The sequence below is a fragment of the Aeromonas sp. S11(2024) genome, assembly GCF_041402345.1.
In the GTDB taxonomy this organism is placed as follows: Bacteria; Pseudomonadota; Gammaproteobacteria; order Enterobacterales; family Aeromonadaceae; genus Aeromonas; species Aeromonas veronii.
Map to the genome: position 1 here is coordinate 391132 of NZ_JBGLRC010000001.1, position 19924 is coordinate 411055.

16 protein-coding genes are annotated in these 19924 nt (G+C 57.6%); 9 read left to right on the forward strand and 7 right to left on the reverse strand.

Annotated features, from left to right (window positions below; all coding sequences use genetic code 11):
* Window positions 1-85: 85 nt before the first annotated feature.
* The 5 genes from yfaE to ubiG all read right to left on the reverse strand — a co-directional run bounded on the left by yfaE (window position 86) and on the right by ubiG (window position 5915).
* Window positions 86-409, reverse strand: a complete 324-nt coding sequence (yfaE, locus tag ACB040_RS01650) for a class I ribonucleotide reductase maintenance protein YfaE (protein WP_021230069.1) — start codon at window positions 407-409, stop codon at window positions 86-88.
* Window positions 406-1539 (reverse strand): class Ia ribonucleoside-diphosphate reductase subunit beta, encoded by a 1134-nt coding sequence (nrdB, locus tag ACB040_RS01655; protein WP_371156069.1) that lies wholly within the window; start codon window positions 1537-1539, stop codon window positions 406-408. Before nrdB ends, yfaE begins: the two co-directional genes overlap by 4 nt.
* 80 nt (window positions 1540-1619) lie before the next feature.
* Entirely contained in the window at window positions 1620-3887 is a 2268-nt protein-coding gene (gene nrdA / locus ACB040_RS01660) for a class 1a ribonucleoside-diphosphate reductase subunit alpha (protein ID WP_019838757.1), read from the reverse strand.
* Window positions 3888-4503: 616 nt separating this feature from the next.
* On the reverse strand, window positions 4504-5199 hold the full coding sequence (locus tag ACB040_RS01665) for an HAD family hydrolase (RefSeq protein ID WP_371156066.1): 696 nt from the start codon (window positions 5197-5199) through the stop codon (window positions 4504-4506).
* Window positions 5199-5915, reverse strand: a complete 717-nt coding sequence (gene ubiG / locus ACB040_RS01670; protein ID WP_005352120.1) for a bifunctional 2-polyprenyl-6-hydroxyphenol methylase/3-demethylubiquinol 3-O-methyltransferase UbiG — start codon at window positions 5913-5915, stop codon at window positions 5199-5201. The genes ACB040_RS01665 and ubiG overlap by 1 nt, the downstream gene beginning before the upstream one ends.
* Window positions 5916-6113: 198 nt before the next feature.
* Between ubiG and gyrA the strand changes: the two genes are divergently transcribed.
* Entirely contained in the window at window positions 6114-8861 is a 2748-nt protein-coding gene (gene gyrA, locus ACB040_RS01675; protein ID WP_043170192.1) for a DNA topoisomerase (ATP-hydrolyzing) subunit A, read from the forward strand.
* 118 nt (window positions 8862-8979) lie between these two features.
* Here the strand turns inward: gyrA and ACB040_RS01680 are convergent, their stop codons facing one another.
* A complete protein-coding gene (locus tag ACB040_RS01680) occupies window positions 8980-10377 on the reverse strand; it encodes an alpha-amylase family protein (RefSeq protein WP_371156064.1) in 1398 nt (465 codons plus the stop codon).
* A 262-nt stretch (window positions 10378-10639) separates the two neighbouring features.
* Between ACB040_RS01680 and ACB040_RS01685 the strand changes: the two genes are divergently transcribed.
* Complete coding sequence (locus ACB040_RS01685) at window positions 10640-10795, forward strand: hypothetical protein (RefSeq protein ID WP_005345370.1); 156 nt, start codon at window positions 10640-10642, stop codon at window positions 10793-10795.
* 179 nt (window positions 10796-10974) lie between these two features.
* On the opposite strand, the gene ACB040_RS01690 is transcribed toward ACB040_RS01685, so the two are convergent.
* Window positions 10975-12030, reverse strand: a complete 1056-nt coding sequence (locus ACB040_RS01690) for a PA0069 family radical SAM protein (RefSeq protein WP_338774867.1) — start codon at window positions 12028-12030, stop codon at window positions 10975-10977.
* A gap of 172 nt (window positions 12031-12202) precedes the next feature.
* Between ACB040_RS01690 and ACB040_RS01695 the strand changes: the two genes are divergently transcribed.
* From ACB040_RS01695 to pheT, 7 genes are all read left to right on the forward strand, one after another.
* The gene (locus ACB040_RS01695) at window positions 12203-12790 is read left to right on the forward strand and encodes a tetratricopeptide repeat protein (protein ID WP_371156061.1); all 588 of its coding nucleotides are present in this window, start codon (window positions 12203-12205) and stop codon (window positions 12788-12790) included.
* 232 nt (window positions 12791-13022) lie between these two features.
* Window positions 13023-14951 (forward strand): threonine--tRNA ligase, encoded by a 1929-nt coding sequence (thrS, locus tag ACB040_RS01700; RefSeq protein WP_064336042.1) that lies wholly within the window; start codon window positions 13023-13025, stop codon window positions 14949-14951.
* 21 nt (window positions 14952-14972) lie between these two features.
* Window positions 14973-15503: a translation initiation factor IF-3 gene (infC, locus tag ACB040_RS01705; protein ID WP_196783562.1), complete on the forward strand. Its 531-nt coding sequence runs from the start codon at window positions 14973-14975 to the stop codon at window positions 15501-15503.
* Window positions 15504-15589: 86 nt separating this feature from the next.
* A complete protein-coding gene (gene rpmI, locus ACB040_RS01710; protein WP_005336688.1) occupies window positions 15590-15787 on the forward strand; it encodes a 50S ribosomal protein L35 in 198 nt (65 codons plus the stop codon).
* Between the two features lie 15 nt (window positions 15788-15802).
* Window positions 15803-16159 carry a 50S ribosomal protein L20 gene (rplT, locus tag ACB040_RS01715; RefSeq protein ID WP_005336687.1) on the forward strand — a complete coding sequence of 119 codons (357 nt, stop codon included), beginning with the start codon at window positions 15803-15805 and terminating at the stop codon, window positions 16157-16159.
* A 379-nt stretch (window positions 16160-16538) separates the two neighbouring features.
* Window positions 16539-17522: a phenylalanine--tRNA ligase subunit alpha gene (gene pheS / locus ACB040_RS01720; protein WP_005336686.1), complete on the forward strand. Its 984-nt coding sequence runs from the start codon at window positions 16539-16541 to the stop codon at window positions 17520-17522.
* Window positions 17523-17534: 12 nt separating this feature from the next.
* Window positions 17535-19922 (forward strand): phenylalanine--tRNA ligase subunit beta, encoded by a 2388-nt coding sequence (pheT, locus tag ACB040_RS01725; RefSeq protein WP_319919853.1) that lies wholly within the window; start codon window positions 17535-17537, stop codon window positions 19920-19922.
* Window positions 19923-19924 lie beyond the last annotated feature (2 nt).

Sequence of the window (19924 nt, forward strand, 5' to 3'; positions counted from 1 at the left end):
CAGGACGGGACAGAAGAGACAAAAAAAGCCGCCGGATTGCTCCGGCGGCTTTCTATTTTGTGCGAGTTGCCAGTCTTTGGCTGCGTCAGCTCTTCTGGATATCCAGCCGGATAGCGCCGACCGGTTTGCAGCAGCAGGGGAGGCACTCCCCCTGGGCGACGAATGCCAGCGGCACATTGGGGTAGTGCACCTTGCCAGCCATCAGCGGAGTGCGGCAGGCGCCGCAATAGCCGCTGCGACACTGGAATTCCACATGATGACCGTGGCGCTCCAGGGTCTCCAACACACTTTCGCCGGGATGGGCGTGCAGCACGGCACCATCCCGGGTATGTACCCGTGGTGCCACGACCGCATGCTGTTCGGCAGGTGCGTGCGGGGCAGGGGTCAGCGTGTTGGTGGCGTCACTCACAGCTCGAAATCACCCAGGTCGTCGGCATTGACTTCGCTGTCGATCTGACCGACCAGATAGGAGCTGACCTCTACCTCTTGCGGGGCGACCTGCACGTTGTCGGATGACAGCCAAGTGTTGATCCAGGGGATCGGGTTTTGCTTGGTGCCGGCAAAGGCTGGCTGCAGGCCGACTGCGCTCATGCGCAGGTTGGTGATGTACTCCACATACTGGCAGAGGATATCCTTGTTCAGGCCGATCATGGAGCCGTCCTGGAACAGGTACTCGGCCCACTCTTTCTCCTGAATGGCCGCTTCTTTGAAGATCTCGAAGCAGGCCTGTTCGCATTCGGCGGCGATCTCGGCCATCTCCGGGTCATCCTGGCCGGTGCGCATCAGGTTCAGCATGTGTTGGGTGCCGGTGAGGTGCAGCGCTTCGTCGCGGGCGATCATCTTGATGATCTTGGCGTTGCCTTCCATCAGTTCGCGCTCGGCGAAGGCAAAGGAGCAGGCGAAGCTGACGTAGAAGCGAATTGCTTCCAGCGCGTTAACGCTCATCAGGCACAGATAGAGCTTCTTCTTGAGCTCGCGCAAGGTGATGGTCACTTCGCGGCCCGCGACAGTGTGGGTCCCTTCACCATGCAGGTTGTAGAGGGCGGTCGCTTCGATCAGGTTGTCGTAGAAGTGGCTGATGGAGCCGGCGCGCTTCAAGATCTGCTCGTTGGTCACGATATCGTCAAACACCTGGGCGGGGGTATTGACGATATTGCGGATGATATGGGTGTAGGAGCGAGAGTGGATGGTCTCGGAGAAGGCCCAGGTCTCAATCCAGGTTTCCAGCTCCGGAATGGAGACCAGCGGCAGCAGGGCCACGTTGGGGCTGCGGCCCTGAATGGAGTCGAGCAGGGTCTGGTACTTCAGGTTGGAGATGAAGATGTGCTGCTCGTGGGGCGGCAGGGCCTGATAGTCGATGCGATCACGGGAGACATCCACCTCTTCCGGGCGCCAGAAGAAGGAGAGCTGCTTCTCGATCAGCCGCTCGAACACTTCGTGCTTTTGTTGATCATAACGGGCTACGTTGACCGATTGGCCAAAAAACATCGGCTCTTTGAGCTGGTCGTTTTGGGTTTGGCAGAAAGTTGAATAGGCCATGGTTACCAGAATATGTGAATAGAGAAAACAGGAGAGCGGGAGCTTCATGCTCCCGCCCGGTTATCAGTTCTTGCCGTGACTTAGATTTTGCAAGCCCCGCCAGCGCAACCGTCATCTTGCAGGTCGGTCTGGGCATCGTCTGCACCATCACGGGTGTTGTGATAGTACAGGGTCTTGAGGCCGTATTTGTAGGCGGTCAGCAAGTCCTTGAGCAGCTGTTTCATCGGGACCTTGTTGCCTTCGAAACGGGCAGGGTCGTAGTTGGTGTTGGCGGAGATCGCCTGATCCACAAACTTCTGCATGATACCGACCAGCTGCAGGTAGCCGTCAACGCTCGGTTGCTTCCAGAGCAATTCGTATTGATCTTTCAGGCGATCATACTCGGGCACCACCTGTTTGAGAATGCCATCTTTGGAGGCCTTGACCGAGACCAGGCCGCGTGGTGGCTCGATGCCGTTGGTGGCGTTGGAGATCTGGCTGGAGGTCTCGCTCGGCATCAGGGCGGTCAGGGTGGAGTTGCGTAAGCCCACGGACTTGATCTCTTCACGCAGACTTTCCCAATCCAGATGCAGCGGCTCGTTGCACAGCGCATCCAGATCCTTCTTGTAGGTGTCGATGGGCAGGATGCCCTGGGCATAGGTGGTCTCGCCAAACAGCGGGCAGGGGCCGAACTCGCGGGCCAACTGCACGGAGGCTTTCAGCAGGTAGTACTGAATGGCCTCGAAGGTGCGGTGAGTCAGCGCCAGACCTGAGCCGTCGGAGTAACGGGCACCGTTTTTGGCCAGGTAGTAGGCGTAGTTGATGACGCCGATCCCCAGGGTGCGACGACCCATGCTGCCCTTCTTGGCGGCGGCAATCGGGTAGTCCTGATAGTCGAGCAGGGCATCGAGGGCACGCACGGCCAGATCGGCCATCTCTTCCAGATCTTCCAGCTTCTCGATGGCTCCAAGGTTGAAGGCGGAGAGGGTGCACAGGGCGATTTCGCCACTCTCGTCGTCGATGTTGTTGAGCGGCTTGGTCGGCAGCGCAATCTCGAGGCAGAGGTTGGACTGGCGTACCGGCGCCACACTCGGGTCGAACGGGCTGTGGGTGTTGCAGTGATCGACGTTCTGAATGTAGATGCGACCGGTACCGGCACGCTCCTGCATCATCAGGGAGAAGAGGTCTACCGCTTTCAGGGTCTTCTTGCGAATGGCCGGATCCTGCTCGTACTTGACGTAGAGCTCTTCGAACTTGTCCTGATCGGCAAAGAAGGCATCGTACAGACCCGGCGCATCGGACGGGGAGAACAGTGTGATGTCACCGCCCTTGATGAGGCGCTGGTACATCAGCTTGTTGATCTGCACGCCGTAGTCCATGTGACGAACACGGTTCTCTTCCACGCCGCGGTTGTTCTTCAGCACCAGCAGGCTTTCCACTTCGGTGTGCCACAGCGGGTAGAACAGGGTGGCCGCACCGCCGCGCACGCCGCCCTGGGAGCAGCACTTCACGGCAGTCTGGAAGTATTTGTAGAAGGGGATGCAACCGGTGTGGAACGCTTCGCCGCCACGGATGGGGCTGCCCAGACCGCGGATGCGACCGGCGTTGATACCGATACCGGCGCGCTGGGAGACATAACGCACGATGGAGCTGGCGGTGGCGTTGATGGAGTCCAGGCTGTCGTCGCATTCGATCAGTACGCAGGAGCTGAACTGACGGGTCGGGGTGCGCACGCCGCTCATGATCGGGGTCGGCAGGGAGATCTTGAAGGTCGAGACCGCATCATAGAAGCGCTTGATGTAGTCCAGACGGGTATCTTTCGGATACTTTGAGAAGAGGCAGGCCGCAACCAGCATATAGAGGAACTGCGGGCTCTCGTAGATCTCGCCGGTGACGCGGTTCTGGACCAGATATTTGCCTTCCAGCTGTTTGACTGCCGCGTAGGAGAAATCCATGTCGCGCCAGTGATCCAGATGGGTGTTCAGCTCTTCGAATTCAGCCTGGGTGTAGTCTTCCAGCAGGTGTTTGTCGTACTTGCCCATGTCCACCAGACGAGCCACGTGCTGGTAGAGGTGGGGCGGTTCGAACTGGCCGTAGGCCTTCTTGCGCAGGTGGAAGATGGCCAGACGGGCTGCCATGTACTGGTAGTCCGGGGTCTGCTCGGAGATGAGGTCAGCCGTCGCCTTGATGATGGTTTCGTGAATGTCGGCGGTACGGATACCGTCATAGAACTGGATGTGGGATTTGAGCTCTACCTGGGAGACCGACACGTTGTCGAGCCCTTCGGCGGCCCAGTCCAGCACGCGGTGAATTTTATCCAGATCGATGGGTTCTTTGTGTCCGTTACGCTTCGTCACAAACAAGTTCATTGGCTGATGACCTTCAGTTGATTCCCGAAAAACCATCGCACAATGGTGCCACCCTGGCCCCGGCGGTGTGCGGGAGTTGGGTAGAGATTGTGCGATGAATCACAAGATGTAGTGTTATTTTAAGTTCGAGCTACAAGATAGTGAGGTCAGCCCGCCATTGCAATGTGTGGATAAGTGACGAGCTGTGGATAAATTGTGAGTCTTGCCCCGTCAGTTAGTGACCGCTCACAGTGAGCGGGTTTTCATTCGTCCGCTCCGCTAAATGCAAGTCTCCCGATCGAAGATGGAAAATTTAAATAACTTTTTTTGCTTGCGAAACGGGGTGCTTTTTACTAGCAAACGGCGGCTGATTATCCCTTATGCAACAAGGGTCAAAAGCTGTCCAGTAGTCGCAACCGCGGGTTCAGCGTGGCAAGGGCTTTGCATCAGATGACGGTGGTTTGTGGCCGCTTTGTGACGGCTGCGAGCTTGTCAAATGGGTATCCAACAGGCAGAAAGCTGCCTTTATTATCCATCAATAGACGAGTGATGGTGGCGCAGGAGCGTAAAGGAAGAGATGCAAGGGGCGGAGAGTCTCTTCGCCCCGTTATCGCATGTCAGCCGGTAAGGCTGCGCGTTACGCTTTGGCCGTCAACTCATAGCGCAGCCAGTGGTGCAGGGCCTGCACGGTATCAAAGTGCAGATCGGCGCCCCACTGGGCGGGATCTTCCTCATTATTGAGATAGCCCCAGCCAGCAACCGCCGTGCGCATGCCGGCATTGCGGCCCGCTTCGATATCCCGCACATGATCCCCCACATAGAGGCAGTGAGCCGCCTCGACCCCCAGCTTCTCACAAGCAAAGAACATGGGGGCGGGGTCGGGCTTGCGTACCGGCAGGGTGTCGGCACTGACCGTCACGCCGCAGCTGGCAAGCTCTGGCAGGGCTGCCAGCAGTGGCTCGGTGAGAAAGCCCGGCTTGTTGGTGACTATGCCCCAGGGGAGCTGTTTCTCATCGAGCCACTCGATAAGATCCACCATTCCCTCATAGGGACGGGTACCGACGCAGAGATTGGCCGCGTAGTAGTCGAGCAGGGCATTGCGCAGGCGTGTGGCCCCCAGCTCTTCAAGCAGTTCGTCGCCGAGGCCCGCTTTCAGCAGCCCGAGCGCCCCGTGGGAGGTGGTCTGACGAATGATGTCGTCAGAGAGCGGCGCAAAGCCTTCGCTGATCAGTACATGGTTGACGGCGGCCCCCAGATCCGGGGCTGTGTCGAGCAGGGTGCCGTCCAGATCGAACAGCACACAGCCAAGGGGCTGCGGGTGAGAGGCGCTCATCAGCCGTGCTCCGGGCGGACAAACTCCACCATATAGTTGACGTCGACATTTTTGCCGAGCTTGAACTGGTTGGTGAGGGGGGCGTAGTGGACGCCGCTCATGTCCCGCACCAGCAGGCCAGCTGCTTCCCCCATGCGACACAGTTCGGCCGGGGTGATGAATTTTTTGTGATCGTGGGTACCCTTGGGCACCATCTTCATCAGGTATTCGGCCCCGATGATCATCATCAGATAGGATTTGGGGTTGCGATTGATGGTGGAGACAAACACCCGGCCGCCCGGGCGCACCAGAGTCGCGATGGCGCGCAGCACGGAGGCGGGGTCCGGCACATGCTCCAGCATCTCCATGCAAGTCACCACGTCATACTGGCCCGGCACTTCGGCGGCATGGGCTTCGGCAGTGATCTGGCGATATTCGAGCTCAACACCCTGCTCCAGGGCGTGCAGGCGGGCGACGCCGAGAGGCTCCTTGCCCATGTCGATGCCGGTGACCTTGGCACCACGGCGGGCCATGCTCTCGGAGAGAATGCCGCCACCACATCCGATATCGAGAATGCGCTTGCCAAACAGACCGCCACTTTTGTCGGTGATCCAGTCAAGGCGTACCGGATTGATTTGATGCAGAGGTTTGAATTCACCTTCCATGTCCCACCAGCGGGAGGCGATGGCTTCAAACTTGGCGATTTCTGTCAGATCGACATTGGCATCACTGTTCATTTTTCGAAGATCCTGTGGCAGGGCGCCCGCTTCTGAGTCATGGGCGCAATCTATTGTCCTGGCGGGCATTATAACGGACGGACTTTGTCACACCAGCCCGATCTGATACCCGATTTGTGGCTTAAGGTATTTGGCTCAGTGTGTTACCATGTCGCGCTGTTTAAGCCAAAGAACAACTAATTAGGGATAAGGCTTTCTATGAGCGATCTGGCCAGAGAGATCACGCCGGTCAACATCGAAGAAGAGCTCAAGAGTTCCTATCTTGATTACGCCATGAGCGTGATCGTAGGACGAGCTCTGCCGGATGTGCGTGATGGCTTGAAACCGGTTCACCGCCGCGTTCTGTTTGCTATGAACGAGTTGGGGAACGACTGGAACAAGCCCTATAAAAAATCGGCCCGTGTGGTCGGTGACGTAATCGGTAAATATCACCCGCACGGCGATATCGCTGTGTATGACACCATTGTCCGGATGGCGCAGGATTTCTCCATGCGTTACATGCTGGTCGATGGTCAGGGCAACTTCGGTTCAGTCGACGGCGACAGCGCCGCGGCGATGCGTTATACCGAAGTGCGGATGGCCCGCATCTCCCACGAGCTGCTGGCTGATCTGGACAAAGAGACCGTGGACTGGGTGCCGAACTATGACGGTACCGAGATGATCCCGGCGGTCATGCCTACCAAGGTTCCCAACCTGCTGGTCAACGGCTCCTCCGGTATCGCGGTGGGCATGGCGACCAACATTCCGCCTCACAACCTCACCGAGATTGTCAATGGCTGCCTGGCGCTTATCGAAAACGGCGACCTCACCATTGACGAGCTGATGACCTACATCACCGGCCCGGATTTCCCCACCGGCGGCATTATCAACGGTCGTTCCGGCATCGTGCAGGCGTACCGTACCGGTCGTGGCTCCATCTATGTGCGGGCCAAAGCTGAAGTGGAAGTGGACGAGAAGACCAGTCGCGAGACTATCATCGTTCACGAGATCCCCTATCAGGTGAACAAGGCTCGACTGATCGAGAAGATCGCCGAGCTGGTCAAAGAGAAGAAGATCGAGGGCATCAGTGCCCTGCGCGATGAGTCTGACAAAGACGGCATGCGCATCGTTATCGAGATCAAGCGCGGCGAGTCTGGCGAGATTGTGCTGAACAATCTCTACAAGCACACCCAGATGCAGACCACGTTCGGCATCAACATGGTGGCGCTCGATAACAACCAGCCCAAGGTGATGAACCTTAAAGAGATCCTGGATGCGTTCCTGCTGCACCGCCGTGAAGTGGTGACTCGCCGGACCGTGTTCGAATTGCGCAAGGCGCGGGATCGGGCGCACATTTTGGAAGGTCTGGCGGTTGCGCTGGCCAACATCGATCCCATCATCGAGCTGATCCGTCACAGCGCGACCCCGGCCGACGCGAAAGCGGGCCTGGTTGCCAAGGGCTGGGAACTCGGCAACGTGGCCGCCATGCTGGAAAAAGCGGGCGACGACGCGGCACGGCCAGAGTGGCTGGAACCCGAGTTCGGTATCCGTGAAGGCCAATACTTCCTGACCGAACAGCAAGCCCAGGCCATCCTTGACCTGCGTCTGCACAAGCTGACTGGCCTCGAGCACGAGAAGATCCTGGAAGAGTACCAATCTCTTTTGGATCTCATTGCCGAGCTGCTGCACATCCTGGCGAGCCCGGCTCGTCTGATGGAAGTGATCCGCGATGAACTGCTGGCTGTGCGTGAGCAGTATGGCGACGAGCGTCGCACCGAGATCAGCATGTCCAGTGCCGAGATCAACATCGAAGATCTGATCACCCCGGAAGACGTGGTGGTTACCCTGTCTCACCAGGGCTATGTGAAGTATCAGCCGCTCTCCGACTATGAGGCCCAGCGCCGCGGTGGTCGTGGCAAGTCGGCCACCCGGATCAAGGAAGAGGACTTTGTGGAGCGTCTGCTGGTGGCCAACACCCACGACACCATTTTGTGCTTCTCCACCCGTGGCAAGGTCTACTGGCTCAAGGTTTACCAGCTGCCGGAAGCCTCCCGTGGCGCCCGTGGTCGTCCGATCATCAACCTGCTGCCGCTGGAAGAGGGTGAGCGTATCACCGCTATCCTGCCGGTGAAGGAATATGACGCCGAGAAGTATGTCTTCTTCGCCACCGCCAACGGTACCGTGAAGAAGACCAGTCTCTCTGACTTCAGCCGTCCGCTCTCCTCCGGTATCCGCGCCATCAACCTCAAAGAGGGCGATGAGCTGATTGGGGTGGATATCACCGACGGCAGCAACGAGATCATGCTCTTCTCCGACGCGGGCAAAGTTGTTCGCTTCGCCGAAGGCAGCGGTCGCGCCGATGCCGATGTCAGCGATGACGTTGAAACCGACGACGATGCCGGCAATGACGATGATGGCAGCGACAACGGCGAAGGCACCGAAAGCAAGGGTACCTTCAAGGGCGTGCGTCCGATGGGTCGTACCGCGGCCGGTGTGCGCGGCATCAAGCTGGGTGCCGGTGACAAGGTGGTTTCCCTCATCGTTCCGCGCGGCGAAGGTGCCATCCTCACCGCCACCGAGAACGGTTACGGCAAGCGGACTGCGTTGGCCGAATACCCGACCAAGAGCCGTGGTACCCAGGGCGTTATCTCCATCAAGGTGGATGAGCGCAATGGCAAGGTGATCGATGCGATCCAGGTCGAAGATACCGACCAGATCATGCTGATCACCAACGGCGGCACCCTGGTGCGTACCCGTGTTGCCGAGGTGAGTGTCATTGGCCGTAACACCGGCGGTGTCCGTCTGATCCGTACCGGTGAAGACGAGACCGTGGTTGGCCTGCAGCGCATCGCCGAGAGCGACGAAGACGAGAACGACGCTTTGGCCGTTGACGGTGAGGTATCTGAAGGTACCGATACCGCGACCGGCACTGATGCGGTCGATGCTGGGGAAGCGGGCGACGAGTAATCGTCACCTGTTACCCGAGCAACGTCTCTGAGCAAAAAGAGCGACCCTGATGGTCGCTCTTTTTATTTGTCTGCTTTTTATGACAGGCAGATGAAAGTAGGGCAGGGTGCTGGCCTGCTCATTCCAGCAGCCACATTCTGGCGCTGCGGGCGGGAATGGCGACCCGTACCCACTGGCTCTGCACGTTGACCACGGCGCCTTGGTCGAGCACGTCACGATAGTTGCGATACCAGTTCATCTCGAATTTGGCGGTATCGAGCCAATACTCCTGCTCATAGTCGCACTTGTTGATGCCGACCAGCCCCTGTTTGCCCCGTTTGAACAGCACGAAGCAGTCACCGCTGCCGATCAACTGCATGGGTTGACCCTGCACAGCATTGTGGAAGCGGATCATCCCCTTGAGATCGGCGCGCTGGTAGTAATCCTGCCAGCGCAGTCCATCCTTGGCCTGGGTCTCGCCGTGATCGGAGTAGACCAGCGGCGAGCCACCATCGCGGCCGAGCAGGTAGGCATAGGCCAGCTTCTCGTCAGTCTGGCTTAAGATCTGATAGCGGAAGCCGTCGTTGGTGGGGATGTCGTGGGTCACGGCAAAGGTGACGGCGCGACTGCCCGGTAGCGCCTGGCCGTAGGCGCCCGGATCCGCCAGCAGGTTCATGCTGCCACCGTAACTGAAGGCACCGCGAAGGGAGGCAAACAGCGGAAAGTCATAGGCTCCCTGGCCGCTGCTGTCGAGGTAGGGTTTGAGGAAGCGCTCGTAATCGGTGCTGCCTGCGCCGCCAGTGGTGATCACCTCGCCAAACACGTGCATCCCCTGTTTGATCTCGGGGGTGAACACGGCGTTGATCTGGTAATCGCTCATGTGTTTGACCGCATCGACCCGGAAACCCTTGATCCCCATCTCCTTGAGCGCCTTGAGATAGGCCTGTTGCTGGTTTACCACCCAGTTGTTGGGATCCAGATCCGGCAGCCCCTTATCACCGGCACCGCCACAGAGACGCCAGTACTGGACATGACCCGGATCGCCCCAGTCGCTGATGCACCCTTCCGGATGAAAATCCTGACCGGAGAGGAAGTTTTGCCCCAGATCGCCAAACAGTTTCTGGCGCTCGAAATAGGCCGGGTTGGCGGCGTACTGACCAAGCAGTTCGCTGCCTGGGTAGTTGAGGTCCTGGCGCTTCCAGCTTTCGTTGGCCATGTGGTTGAGCACCACATCGGCATAGACGGTGATACCCCGCGCCTTCATGGCGGCGATCAGCTGCTCGAGATCCTGCTTGTTGCCAAGGGGGGAGTCGACAAGGCGCAGATCCTGCGGTTGGTAACGGGCCCACCACTCGTTGCCTGATGACTTGAGAGGCGGCGAGATGAGTACCTGTTTGTAACCGGCCGACTTGATAAGGTCGGCTTTGGCGGTCACTTCACTGTACTTCCAGTTGAAGGCGTGCAGTATGACGTCGGCGTGCGCCAAGGGGGCGATCAGGATGCCTGCGATCGTCCATATTCCCGCGGTGTGTTTCATTATTGTGTCCCTGTTTTTATAGATGCCTGAATGGGCACGCCAGCTTTTGCGGGAACAGGGTGGGTTGCAATCCACAACCTGCAGATTTGTGACCACTTTCAGGATGATTTCGCCGATTATGTGAGCTATTTCGGCTTTTCCTTGTCACGGCCAGTTGTCTTTTTACAAGTGATTTTTTTGTCATTTCCCTGTCATTCCCAGTCGTTATCCTGCCGGGCGAGTGGTGCGTTGTTGCCATCACCTTCACCGTCAGGAGCTGCATATGACCAGTTGGATCACGTGGGAAATTTGGTGGAGCCGGGTATGGGGCGAGTCAGAGGTGCCGCTGTATGAAGAGGATGAGCACGAAGTGGCTCATGAACCCTCGCGACTACCGGTTGAAATGGTGCAGCAGGGTCGGGATCAGCGCGCAGGCTAAGGTGTTAGCCCTCTCTTTACCGGGTAGCGCTTTCTTGTCGCGACATGGCTACTTCGTTGGCCAATTTGGAAAATTGGGAAAGCGGGGTTTCCACAGGATGTGTCGCGACAGGCTTTCCTCTCAACCTCTTGGCAGGCAAGGGTTGTGCATCTGATGTATGCAGGGCGTAAAAGGGGGGATTAGAAGAGCGACAGCTGCTCCCCGGGGCGGATAAACCCATCAAGCCTGAGCTGAATATGGCGTTTGCCCAGATCAAGGCGCTTGCTGATAAGGCGAAAGCGCTGGGCCAGCAGATCGGCAAAGTGCCCCTCACCGCGCATGCGGGTACCGAAGGCGGTACTGTTGAGCCCGCCACCGCGGCTGGCTCGCAACTGATTCAAAATAGCCTCCTTCTGGCCCGGATAGTGGGTATCGAGCCAGTCATCAAATAGCGGCGCCAGCTCGTGGGGCAGGCGCAGCAGGATGTAATCGGCGCAACTGGCGCCAGCCTCGGCAGCCGATTTGATGATCTGCTCCAGCTCCGGTTCATTGAGCCGCGGGATCATGGGGGCGGCCAGCACCCCTACCTGCACGCCAGCGTTGGCCAGCTTCTCGATCACTTTCAAGCGGCCGGCGCCCGTGCTGGCGCGGGGCTCCAGCTGTCGCCGCAGGGTTTCGTTCAAGGTCGTCACCGACACCATCACCTGACACAGTCCCTCTCTGGCCAGCTCGGTCAACAGATCGAGGTCGCGCAAGATCATGGCGCTCTTGGTAATGAGCCCGACCGGGTGGCGGTGGGCCAGCATCACTTCCAGCAACTGGCGAGTGAGGCGATAGCGCTGCTCGACGGGTTGATAGGGATCGGTATTGGCGCCAATGAAGATGGTCTGTGGCTGATAGGCCGGGTTGGCAAACTCCCGGCGCAGAAGGTCGGCTGCATTGCGTTTGGCAAACAGCTTGCTCTCGAAATCGAGGCCGGGGGAGAGCTCCAGATAGGCATGGCTGGGTCTGGCATAGCAGTAGATGCAGCCGTGTTCGCACCCCTGATAGGGGTTGATGGAGCGACCAAAGGGGACATCCGGCGAGCTGTTGTAGCTGATGATGCTGCGTGCATCGATCTCCCGCACCTCGGTGCCAGGCACAGAGGGGGTGAATGCGGCATCCCAATCGGACGATTGCCAGTCGTCATCGACCGCTTCAACAAGGGGGCCGCTAAAACGGTGATCGATATTGTGGGGGCTGCCTCGTCCTGCCATATTGTGCACCAATACTGTTTATACATACAGTTATTTTGCCGGTGCCCTAGATAAATGACAACTACTGCTGAACGACCGGGTGCAAAAGGGTTGTCGCAGGGATCTCTTGCTTGATCGCGGCGCTACATTTCGTTTACATAGACGAAATGAGAACTGGATCACGGAAATTATCATGAGCCCCACCACTTCCCGTTGGCTATTTATCTGTCTGCTTGCGCTGGTTATCTGGCGTCTGCTTCCGCTCTCCACCGAGCAGGAGATGGCTGCCGCCAACCGTGCCTGGCGTACCGGTCACTTTGATGAGGCGACCCGGATCTGGTCGCCACTGGCCGAGCAAGGGCAACCTAGGGCGCAAGCCTTGATGGGCTGGAGCCATGAGGTGGGGCAGGGGAGCGAGCAGGATATCAATCGGGCCATCACGCTCTATCGCCAGTCGGCGCAGGCGGGCGATTCCTTTGGCCAATACCGGTTGGCGGATGCCTATTTGCGTGGCACCGGGGTGAAGCGGGATCTGCGCGAAGCCTTTCACTGGATGGATCTTGCCGCCCGTAATGGCGATGTGCCGGCGATGCTGAAAGTCGGGGTGCTCCATCTGATGGGGGCGAGCGGGCGTGTCGATCTCTCGCAGGGGAAACAGTGGCTCTATCAGGCGGCTCAAAAGGGCAACAAACTGGCGCTTCAGGTGCTGCAAGAGCTGGCGCTGGCAGAGGAGGGGAGCAGTGACTTTGACTTCAACTGGCAATCCCTGCTTGGCGAATAGTCGGCAGGCGACTCATTTGACTGTAGAAAATATCTGCAAATCCGATACAGCACGCCCGACTTCTGGTAGCATGGGACCGTTTTGGCTTGGTTTGTCACGTTAGACATGTGGTTTACGTGTCAGGCCGTCTTCGCAAAGTGCTGTGGAGAACCAGAACATCACCTTTTTGAATCTCTTTTCCATCCCGCATGTGACCTTTGGTAGGGGTCACCACTGTATAAGGAAACACATAATGCCAATCATTACTCTGCCTGACGGCAGCCAACGTCAATTTGCCCACTCTGTTTCCGTTATGGATGTGGCTGCGGACATCGGTCCCGGTCTCGCCAAAGCGTGCATTGCCGGTCGGGTAAACGGTGAACTGGTGGATGCGTGCGAGCTGATCGAAGCCGATGCCTCGCTGGCCATCATCACCGCCAAAGACGAAGAAGGTCTGGACATCCTGCGCCACTCCTGCGCCCACTTGCTGGGTCATGCTATCAAGCAACTCTGGCCCCAGACCAAGATGGCCATCGGTCCTGTCATCGACAACGGCTTCTACTATGACGTTGATCTTGACCGTACCCTGACCGATGAAGATCTGGCTGCCCTGGAAGAGCGCATGCTGGCGCTTGTAGCCAAGGATTACGACGTCATCAAGAAGAAAGTCTCCTGGCAAGAAGCGCGCGATGTATTCGAGGCGCGCGGCGAGTCTTACAAAGTCGAAATCCTGGATCAGAACATTGCCCGTGATGACCAGCCAGGTCTCTATCATCACGAAGAGTACATCGACATGTGTCGCGGCCCGCACGTGCCCAACATGCGTCACTGCCACCACTTCAAGTTGCTGAAGATGTCCGGCGCCTACTGGCGCGGCGACTCCAACAACAAGATGCTGCAGCGTATCTACGGTACCGCCTGGGCTGACAAGAAGCAGCTCAAGGCCTATTTGCAGCGTCTGGAAGAGGCCGCCAAGCGCGACCACCGCAAGATCGGCAAGCAGCTTGACCTGTATCACATGCAGGAAGAAGCACCCGGTATGGTGTTCTGGCACAACGATGGCTGGACCATCTTCCGTGAGCTGGAAACCTTTATCCGCGGCAAGCTCAAAGAGTACGACTATCAGGAAGTGAAAGGTCCGTTCATGATGGACCGCGTCCTGTGGGAGCGTTCAGGTCACTGGGAGAAATACGCCCAGGCCATGTTCACTACCCAGTCCGAAAACCGCGAGTACGCCATCAAGCCGATGAACTGCCCGGGTCACGTCCAGATCTTCAACCAGGGTCTGAAGTCCTACCGCGATCTGCCGCTGCGTATGGCCGAGTTTGGTTCCTGCCACCGCAACGAGCCGTCCGGTTCCCTTCACGGTCTGATGCGGGTGCGCGGATTCACTCAGGATGACGCGCACATCTTCTGTACCGAAGAGCAGATCATGGAAGAGGTCTCCGGCTGTATTCGTATGGTCTATGACGTCTACGGTACCTTTGGCTTCGAGAACATCGTGGTCAAGCTCTCCACTCGTCCCGAGCAGCGTATCGGCTCCGACGAGATGTGGGATCGCGCCGAGAAAGCGCTGGCCGAAGCGCTGGAGCTCAACGGTCTGAAGTACGATCTGCAGCCGGGTGAAGGGGCGTTCTACGGTCCCAAAATTGAATTTACCCTGCACGATTGCCTTGATCGTGCGTGGCAATGTGGTACCGTGCAGCTCGACTTTGCCCTGCCTGGTCGTCTGGGTGCCACTTATGTGGGCGAAAACAACGATCGCCATGTACCTGTGATGATCCACCGGGCCATCCTGGGTTCTATCGAGCGCTTCATCGGTATTCTGACTGAAGAGTACGCCGGTCTGTTCCCGACCTGGTTGGCACCGACTCAGGCTGTGGTCATGAATATCACGGACAATCAGGCCGATTATGCGGTGAAAGTAGCCAAAGCATTGAATGATGCGGGCCTTCGCGCAAAAGCGGACTTGAGAAATGAGAAGATTGGCTTTAAAATCCGCGAGCATACTTTGAAGCGAGTACCTTTCATGCTGGTCTGCGGCGATAAAGAAGTTGAAGCCGGTAAGATTGCAGTACGGACTCGTAAAGGGGCTGACTTGGGCACTTATCCTGTTGAAGAGTTCATCGCTCTGTTGACCCAGGAAGTTCAGACCCGCGGACAAAAGAAAGTGGAGGAATAAGCTATAAAAGGCGGAAAAAAACTGGGCAAGCAACCGCAAGCCCGCGCTCACCGGATCAATGAAGAGATCCGTCTGAAAGAAGTTCGTCTGACTGGTCTGGATGGTGAAGCCATTGGCATCACCTCCATTCAGGATGCTCTGAACTTGGCCGCAGAGGCCGGAGTTGATCTGGTAGAGATCAGTCCAAATGCTGAGCCGCCCGTTTGCCGGATCATGGATTACGGCAAATTCCTCTACGAAAAGAGCAAAACAACCAAAGAACAGAAGAAAAAGCAGAAAGTCGTCCAGGTCAAGGAAATCAAATTCCGTCCTGGCACTGACGAAGGCGACTATCAGGTAAAACTACGCAACCTGGTTCGCTTTCTGGAAGACGGGGACAAGGCTAAGGTCACCCTGCGCTTCCGTGGTCGTGAAATGGCCCACCAGGATCTTGGTATCAAGGTTCTGGAGCGCGTCAAGAACGATCTGGAAGAGTTGGCCGTAGTCGAGTCGTTCCCGAAAGTCGAAGGCCGTCAAGCTGTGATGGTCCTCGCACCTAAGAAGAAATCTTAAGGCCCACAAGAAATTGACTCATGGGGCTTGCCCCATGAGTTGGTTCGCCTTGCGATTTTGTTGTCACTCACAATGCGGAGTATGAAATGCCGAAGATGAAAACCAACCGGGGTGCTGCAAAGCGCTTCAAAAAGACTGGCTCGGGTCGCTTCAAGTGCAAGCACAACCACCTGCGTCACATCCTGACCAAGAAGAGCAGCAAGCGTAAGCGTCAGCTGGGGCCGAAATTCATGGTTTCTGCTGCCGACCACAAACGTGTTGTCGCTTGTCTGCCGTACGCATAAGGGGGGATGTGAAAAATGCCAAGAGTTAAACGTGGTGTGACTGCTCGAGCTCGTCACAAGAAAGTAATGAAAGCCGCCAAAGGTTACTACGGCGCCCGTTCCCGTGTTTACCGCGTAGCGGTACAAGCGGTAACCAAAGCTGGTCAGTATGCCTACCGTGACCGTCGCCAGAAAAAGCGTCAGTTCCGTCAGCTGTGGATTGCGCGTATCAACGCTGCAGCCCGTCAGAACGGTCTGTCCTACAGCCGTCTGATCAACGGTCTGAAGAAGGCTTCTATCGAGATCGATCGCAAGATCCTGTCCGATATCGCTGTTCACGACAAAATGGCTTTCACCGCCCTGGTTGAAAAAGCTAAAGCAGCTCTGGTTTAATCCAGTTCTGTTATAAACGCTAAAAGGAGGCTCAGGCCTCCTTTTTTGTGTTTGTCATTCACGGTTTCACATTACTTTTCCCTTTCTCCCATCCATATTCTGTCCACTGTTTTACACGCGCTACAGTTTTCTCCACACAAGGCGATATGTGCGAGATGACCTGTTCTACAAAAGGCTTATATGCCAACAAACTAGATGCTAGTTCTGATATTTCAGGAGTGGCGGTGAGTCGATGAGACTCGCTTGATATAACAAAATGATTTGTAGGGAGAAAAGCCCACCTTAGCTATGGTCAGCGAAGGGGCTTTTTTTGTATTATTCCCCTCTTGACCTTATTTAGCCTAAAGGCTCCTGTACCGGGAGTGGTGACGAGGAAGACATGCAACAGCTTGAAGAAGTAGTCGGCCAAGCCAGAGCCGAAATTGAGGGCGTGAGCGATATCGCTACCCTCGACGAAATCCGGGTCAAATATCTGGGTAAAAAGGGCTTTTTTACCGAGCAGATGAAGGGCCTGGGTGCCTTGTCTGCCGAAGAGCGTCCCGCCGCGGGCGCCGTGATCAACCAGGCAAAACAGCAGGTTCAGGATGCGCTGAACGAGCGTCGTGAAGCGCTCGAAGTCGCCGTGCTGAACCAGAAGCTGGCCGCCGAGACCATCGATGTCAGCCTGCCGGGCCGTCGCATCGAGAATGGTGGTCTGCATCCGGTAACCCGCACCATCGAGCGCATCGAGCGCCTGTTTGGCGAGATGGGCTTCAAGGTTGCCCGTGGTCCCGAGATTGAAGATGGCTTCCACAACTTCGATGCGCTGAACATTCCGGCTCATCACCCGGCGCGTACCGATCACGATACCTTCTACTTCAATCCTGATCTGATGCTGCGTACCCACACCTCGGGCGTGCAGATCCGTACCATGGAGCATCAGCAGCCGCCGATCCGCATCATTGCACCGGGCCGCGTCTATCGTAACGACTACGACATGACCCACACCCCGATGTTCCATCAGGTTGAAGGTCTGCTGGTTGACGAGCATGCCAGCTTTACCGAGCTGAAGGGCATCCTGCACGACTTCCTGCGCAACTACTTCGAGGAAGACCTGACCATTCGCTTCCGTCCTTCCTATTTCCCGTTCACCGAGCCGAGCGCTGAAGTAGATGTGATGGGCAAGAACGGCAAGTGGCTGGAAGTGCTGGGCTGCGGCATGGTGCACCCGAACGTACTGCGTTCGGTCGGCATCGATCCGGAAAAATACTCCGGCTTTGCCTTCGGCATGGGCGTTGAGCGCCTGACCATGCTGCGTTACGGGGTCAACGACCTGCGTGCCTTCTTCGAAAACGACCTGCGCTTCCTCAAGCAGTTCAAGTAAGGGCGAGAGAACATGAAATTCAGTAAATCCTGGGTGATGGAGTGGGTCCGCACCGAGTTGAGTGACAACGCGTTGGCCGAGCAGATCACCATGGCCGGTCTGGAAGTGGACGCCGTGGAAGCGGTGGCTGGCCAGTTCAACAATGTGGTCGTGGGTGAAGTGGTCGAGTGCGCCCAGCATCCTGACGCCGACAAGCTGCGGGTGACCAAGGTCAACGTGGGCGAGACCGAGCTGCTGGACATCGTCTGTGGCGCGCCGAACTGCCGTCAGGGCCTGAAAGTGTGTGTGGCCAAAGTAGGGGCGACCCTGCCGGGTGATTTCACCATCAAGAAAGCCAAGCTGCGTGGCCAGCCGTCCCATGGCATGCTCTGCTCTTTCAGTGAGCTGGGTATCGATGTTGAAGCCGATGGCATCATCGAGCTGCCGGCTGATGCCCCCATCGGTACCGATATTCGCGACTACCTCAATCTGAACGACGTCTCCATTGATGTGGATCTGACTCCGAACCGTGCTGATTGCCTCGGTATCGCGGGTCTGGCCCGTGAAATTGGCGTGCTTAACAGTGTGGACGTGGTCGAGCCGACCTGGGCACCAGCTGTTGCCACCATTGATGCAACTTTCCCGATCCGGGTTGAAGCACCAGCTGATTGCCCCCGTTATCTGGGTCGCGTCATCAAGGGGCTGAACTTGCAGGCCCAGAGCCCGCTCTGGATGCAAGAGAAGCTGCGCCGTGGTGGTATCCGCTCCATCGACGCCATCGTCGACATCACCAACTACCTGCTGTTGGAATACGGTCAGCCGATGCACGCCTTCGATCTGGCTACCCTGGAAGGGGAACTGGTGGTGCGTCGTGCCCACGCCGATGAGCCGATGACCCTGCTCGACGGCAACGAAGTGAAGCTCAAAGAGACCACTTTGGTGATTGCCGATGCCAAAGGTCCTGCCTGCATGGCCGGTATCTTCGGCGGCAACCGCACCGGTGTATCCGAGACCACCACCGACATCCTGCTGGAGTGCGCCTTCTTCGCGCCGCTCTCCATCACCGGCCGTGCCCGTGCTTACGGTCTGCACACCGACTCCTCCCATCGCTTCGAGCGCGGGGTTGATCCGCAGCTGCAAGCCAAGGTAATGGATCGTGCCACCCGTCTGCTGCTGGACATCTGCGGCGGCGAAGCGGGTCCGGTCATCGAGGTCAAATCCGATGCCCATCTGCCGAAAGCGGCCCCCATCAAGCTGCGTCGCAGCAAGCTCGACAAAGTGATCGGTATCAGCGTGGCTGACGCTCAGGTGGTCGAGATCCTGACTCGCCTCGGTATGCAGGTCACTGTGGATGCTGACGGTTGGACCGCGCTGGCACCCTCCTGGCGTTTCGATATCGCCATCGAGGAAGACCTCATCGAGGAAGTGGCCCGCATCTACGGCTACAACAACATCCCGAACCTGAAACCCGCCGCCTCTCTGGCGATGGTGGAGCAGGCAGAAGGGCAGGTGGCCCTGAAGCGTGTGCGCGACCTGCTGGTTGACCGCGGCTTCCAGGAAGCGATCACCTACAGCTTCGTCGATCCCAAGACTCAGCAAACCCTGTTCCCGCAGAGCGATGCCATCTTGCTGCCGAACCCGATCTCGGTCGAGATGTCCGCCATGCGTGTCTCTCTGTTCCCGGGTCTGGTGCAGGCCGTCGTTTACAACCAGAACCGTCAGCAGCCGCGCGTGCGTCTGTTTGAACAGGGTCTGCGTTTCATCAAGGATGAAACCGCCGAGAACGGCATCCGTCAGGAGCCCATGCTGGCCGGTATCATCACTGGCAACCAGAGCGACGAGCACTGGGATATCAAAACCCGTGCAGCCGACTTCTTTGATTTGAAAGGGGATCTGGAAGCGGTGCTGGACTTGACCGCCGAAGGGGCCACCTTTACCTTCGAGCGCACCGAGCACAGCGCCCTGCACCCGGGCCAGAGCGCAGCCATCCTGCGTAATGGCGAGGTCATCGGCCACATCGGCGTGATCCACCCGAGCCTCGAGAAGAAGCTGGGCCTCAAGAGCCGCGCGGTGATGTTTGAGCTGGAGCTGGACAAGCTGACCCCGGCCAAGGTGCCGGTTGCAGCCGAAGTTTCCAAGTTCCCGGCGAACCGTCGCGACATCGCCGTCGTGGTCGATCGTCAGGTTCTGGCAGGTGATGTGCTTGCGGTAATTAAAAAAGTTGGCGGAAATCAGGTAGTTGGAATAAACTTGTTTGACGTATACCAGGGTGCTGGTATGGCAGAGGACAAGAAGAGCCTGGCCATCAGTCTTGTATTGCAAGACACCCAGCGCACCCTGGAGGAGAAAGAGATTGCCGAGACCGTAGACAATGTCGTGCGGGCCCTTGGTGAAGAGTTGAATGCATCCTTGAGGGATTGATC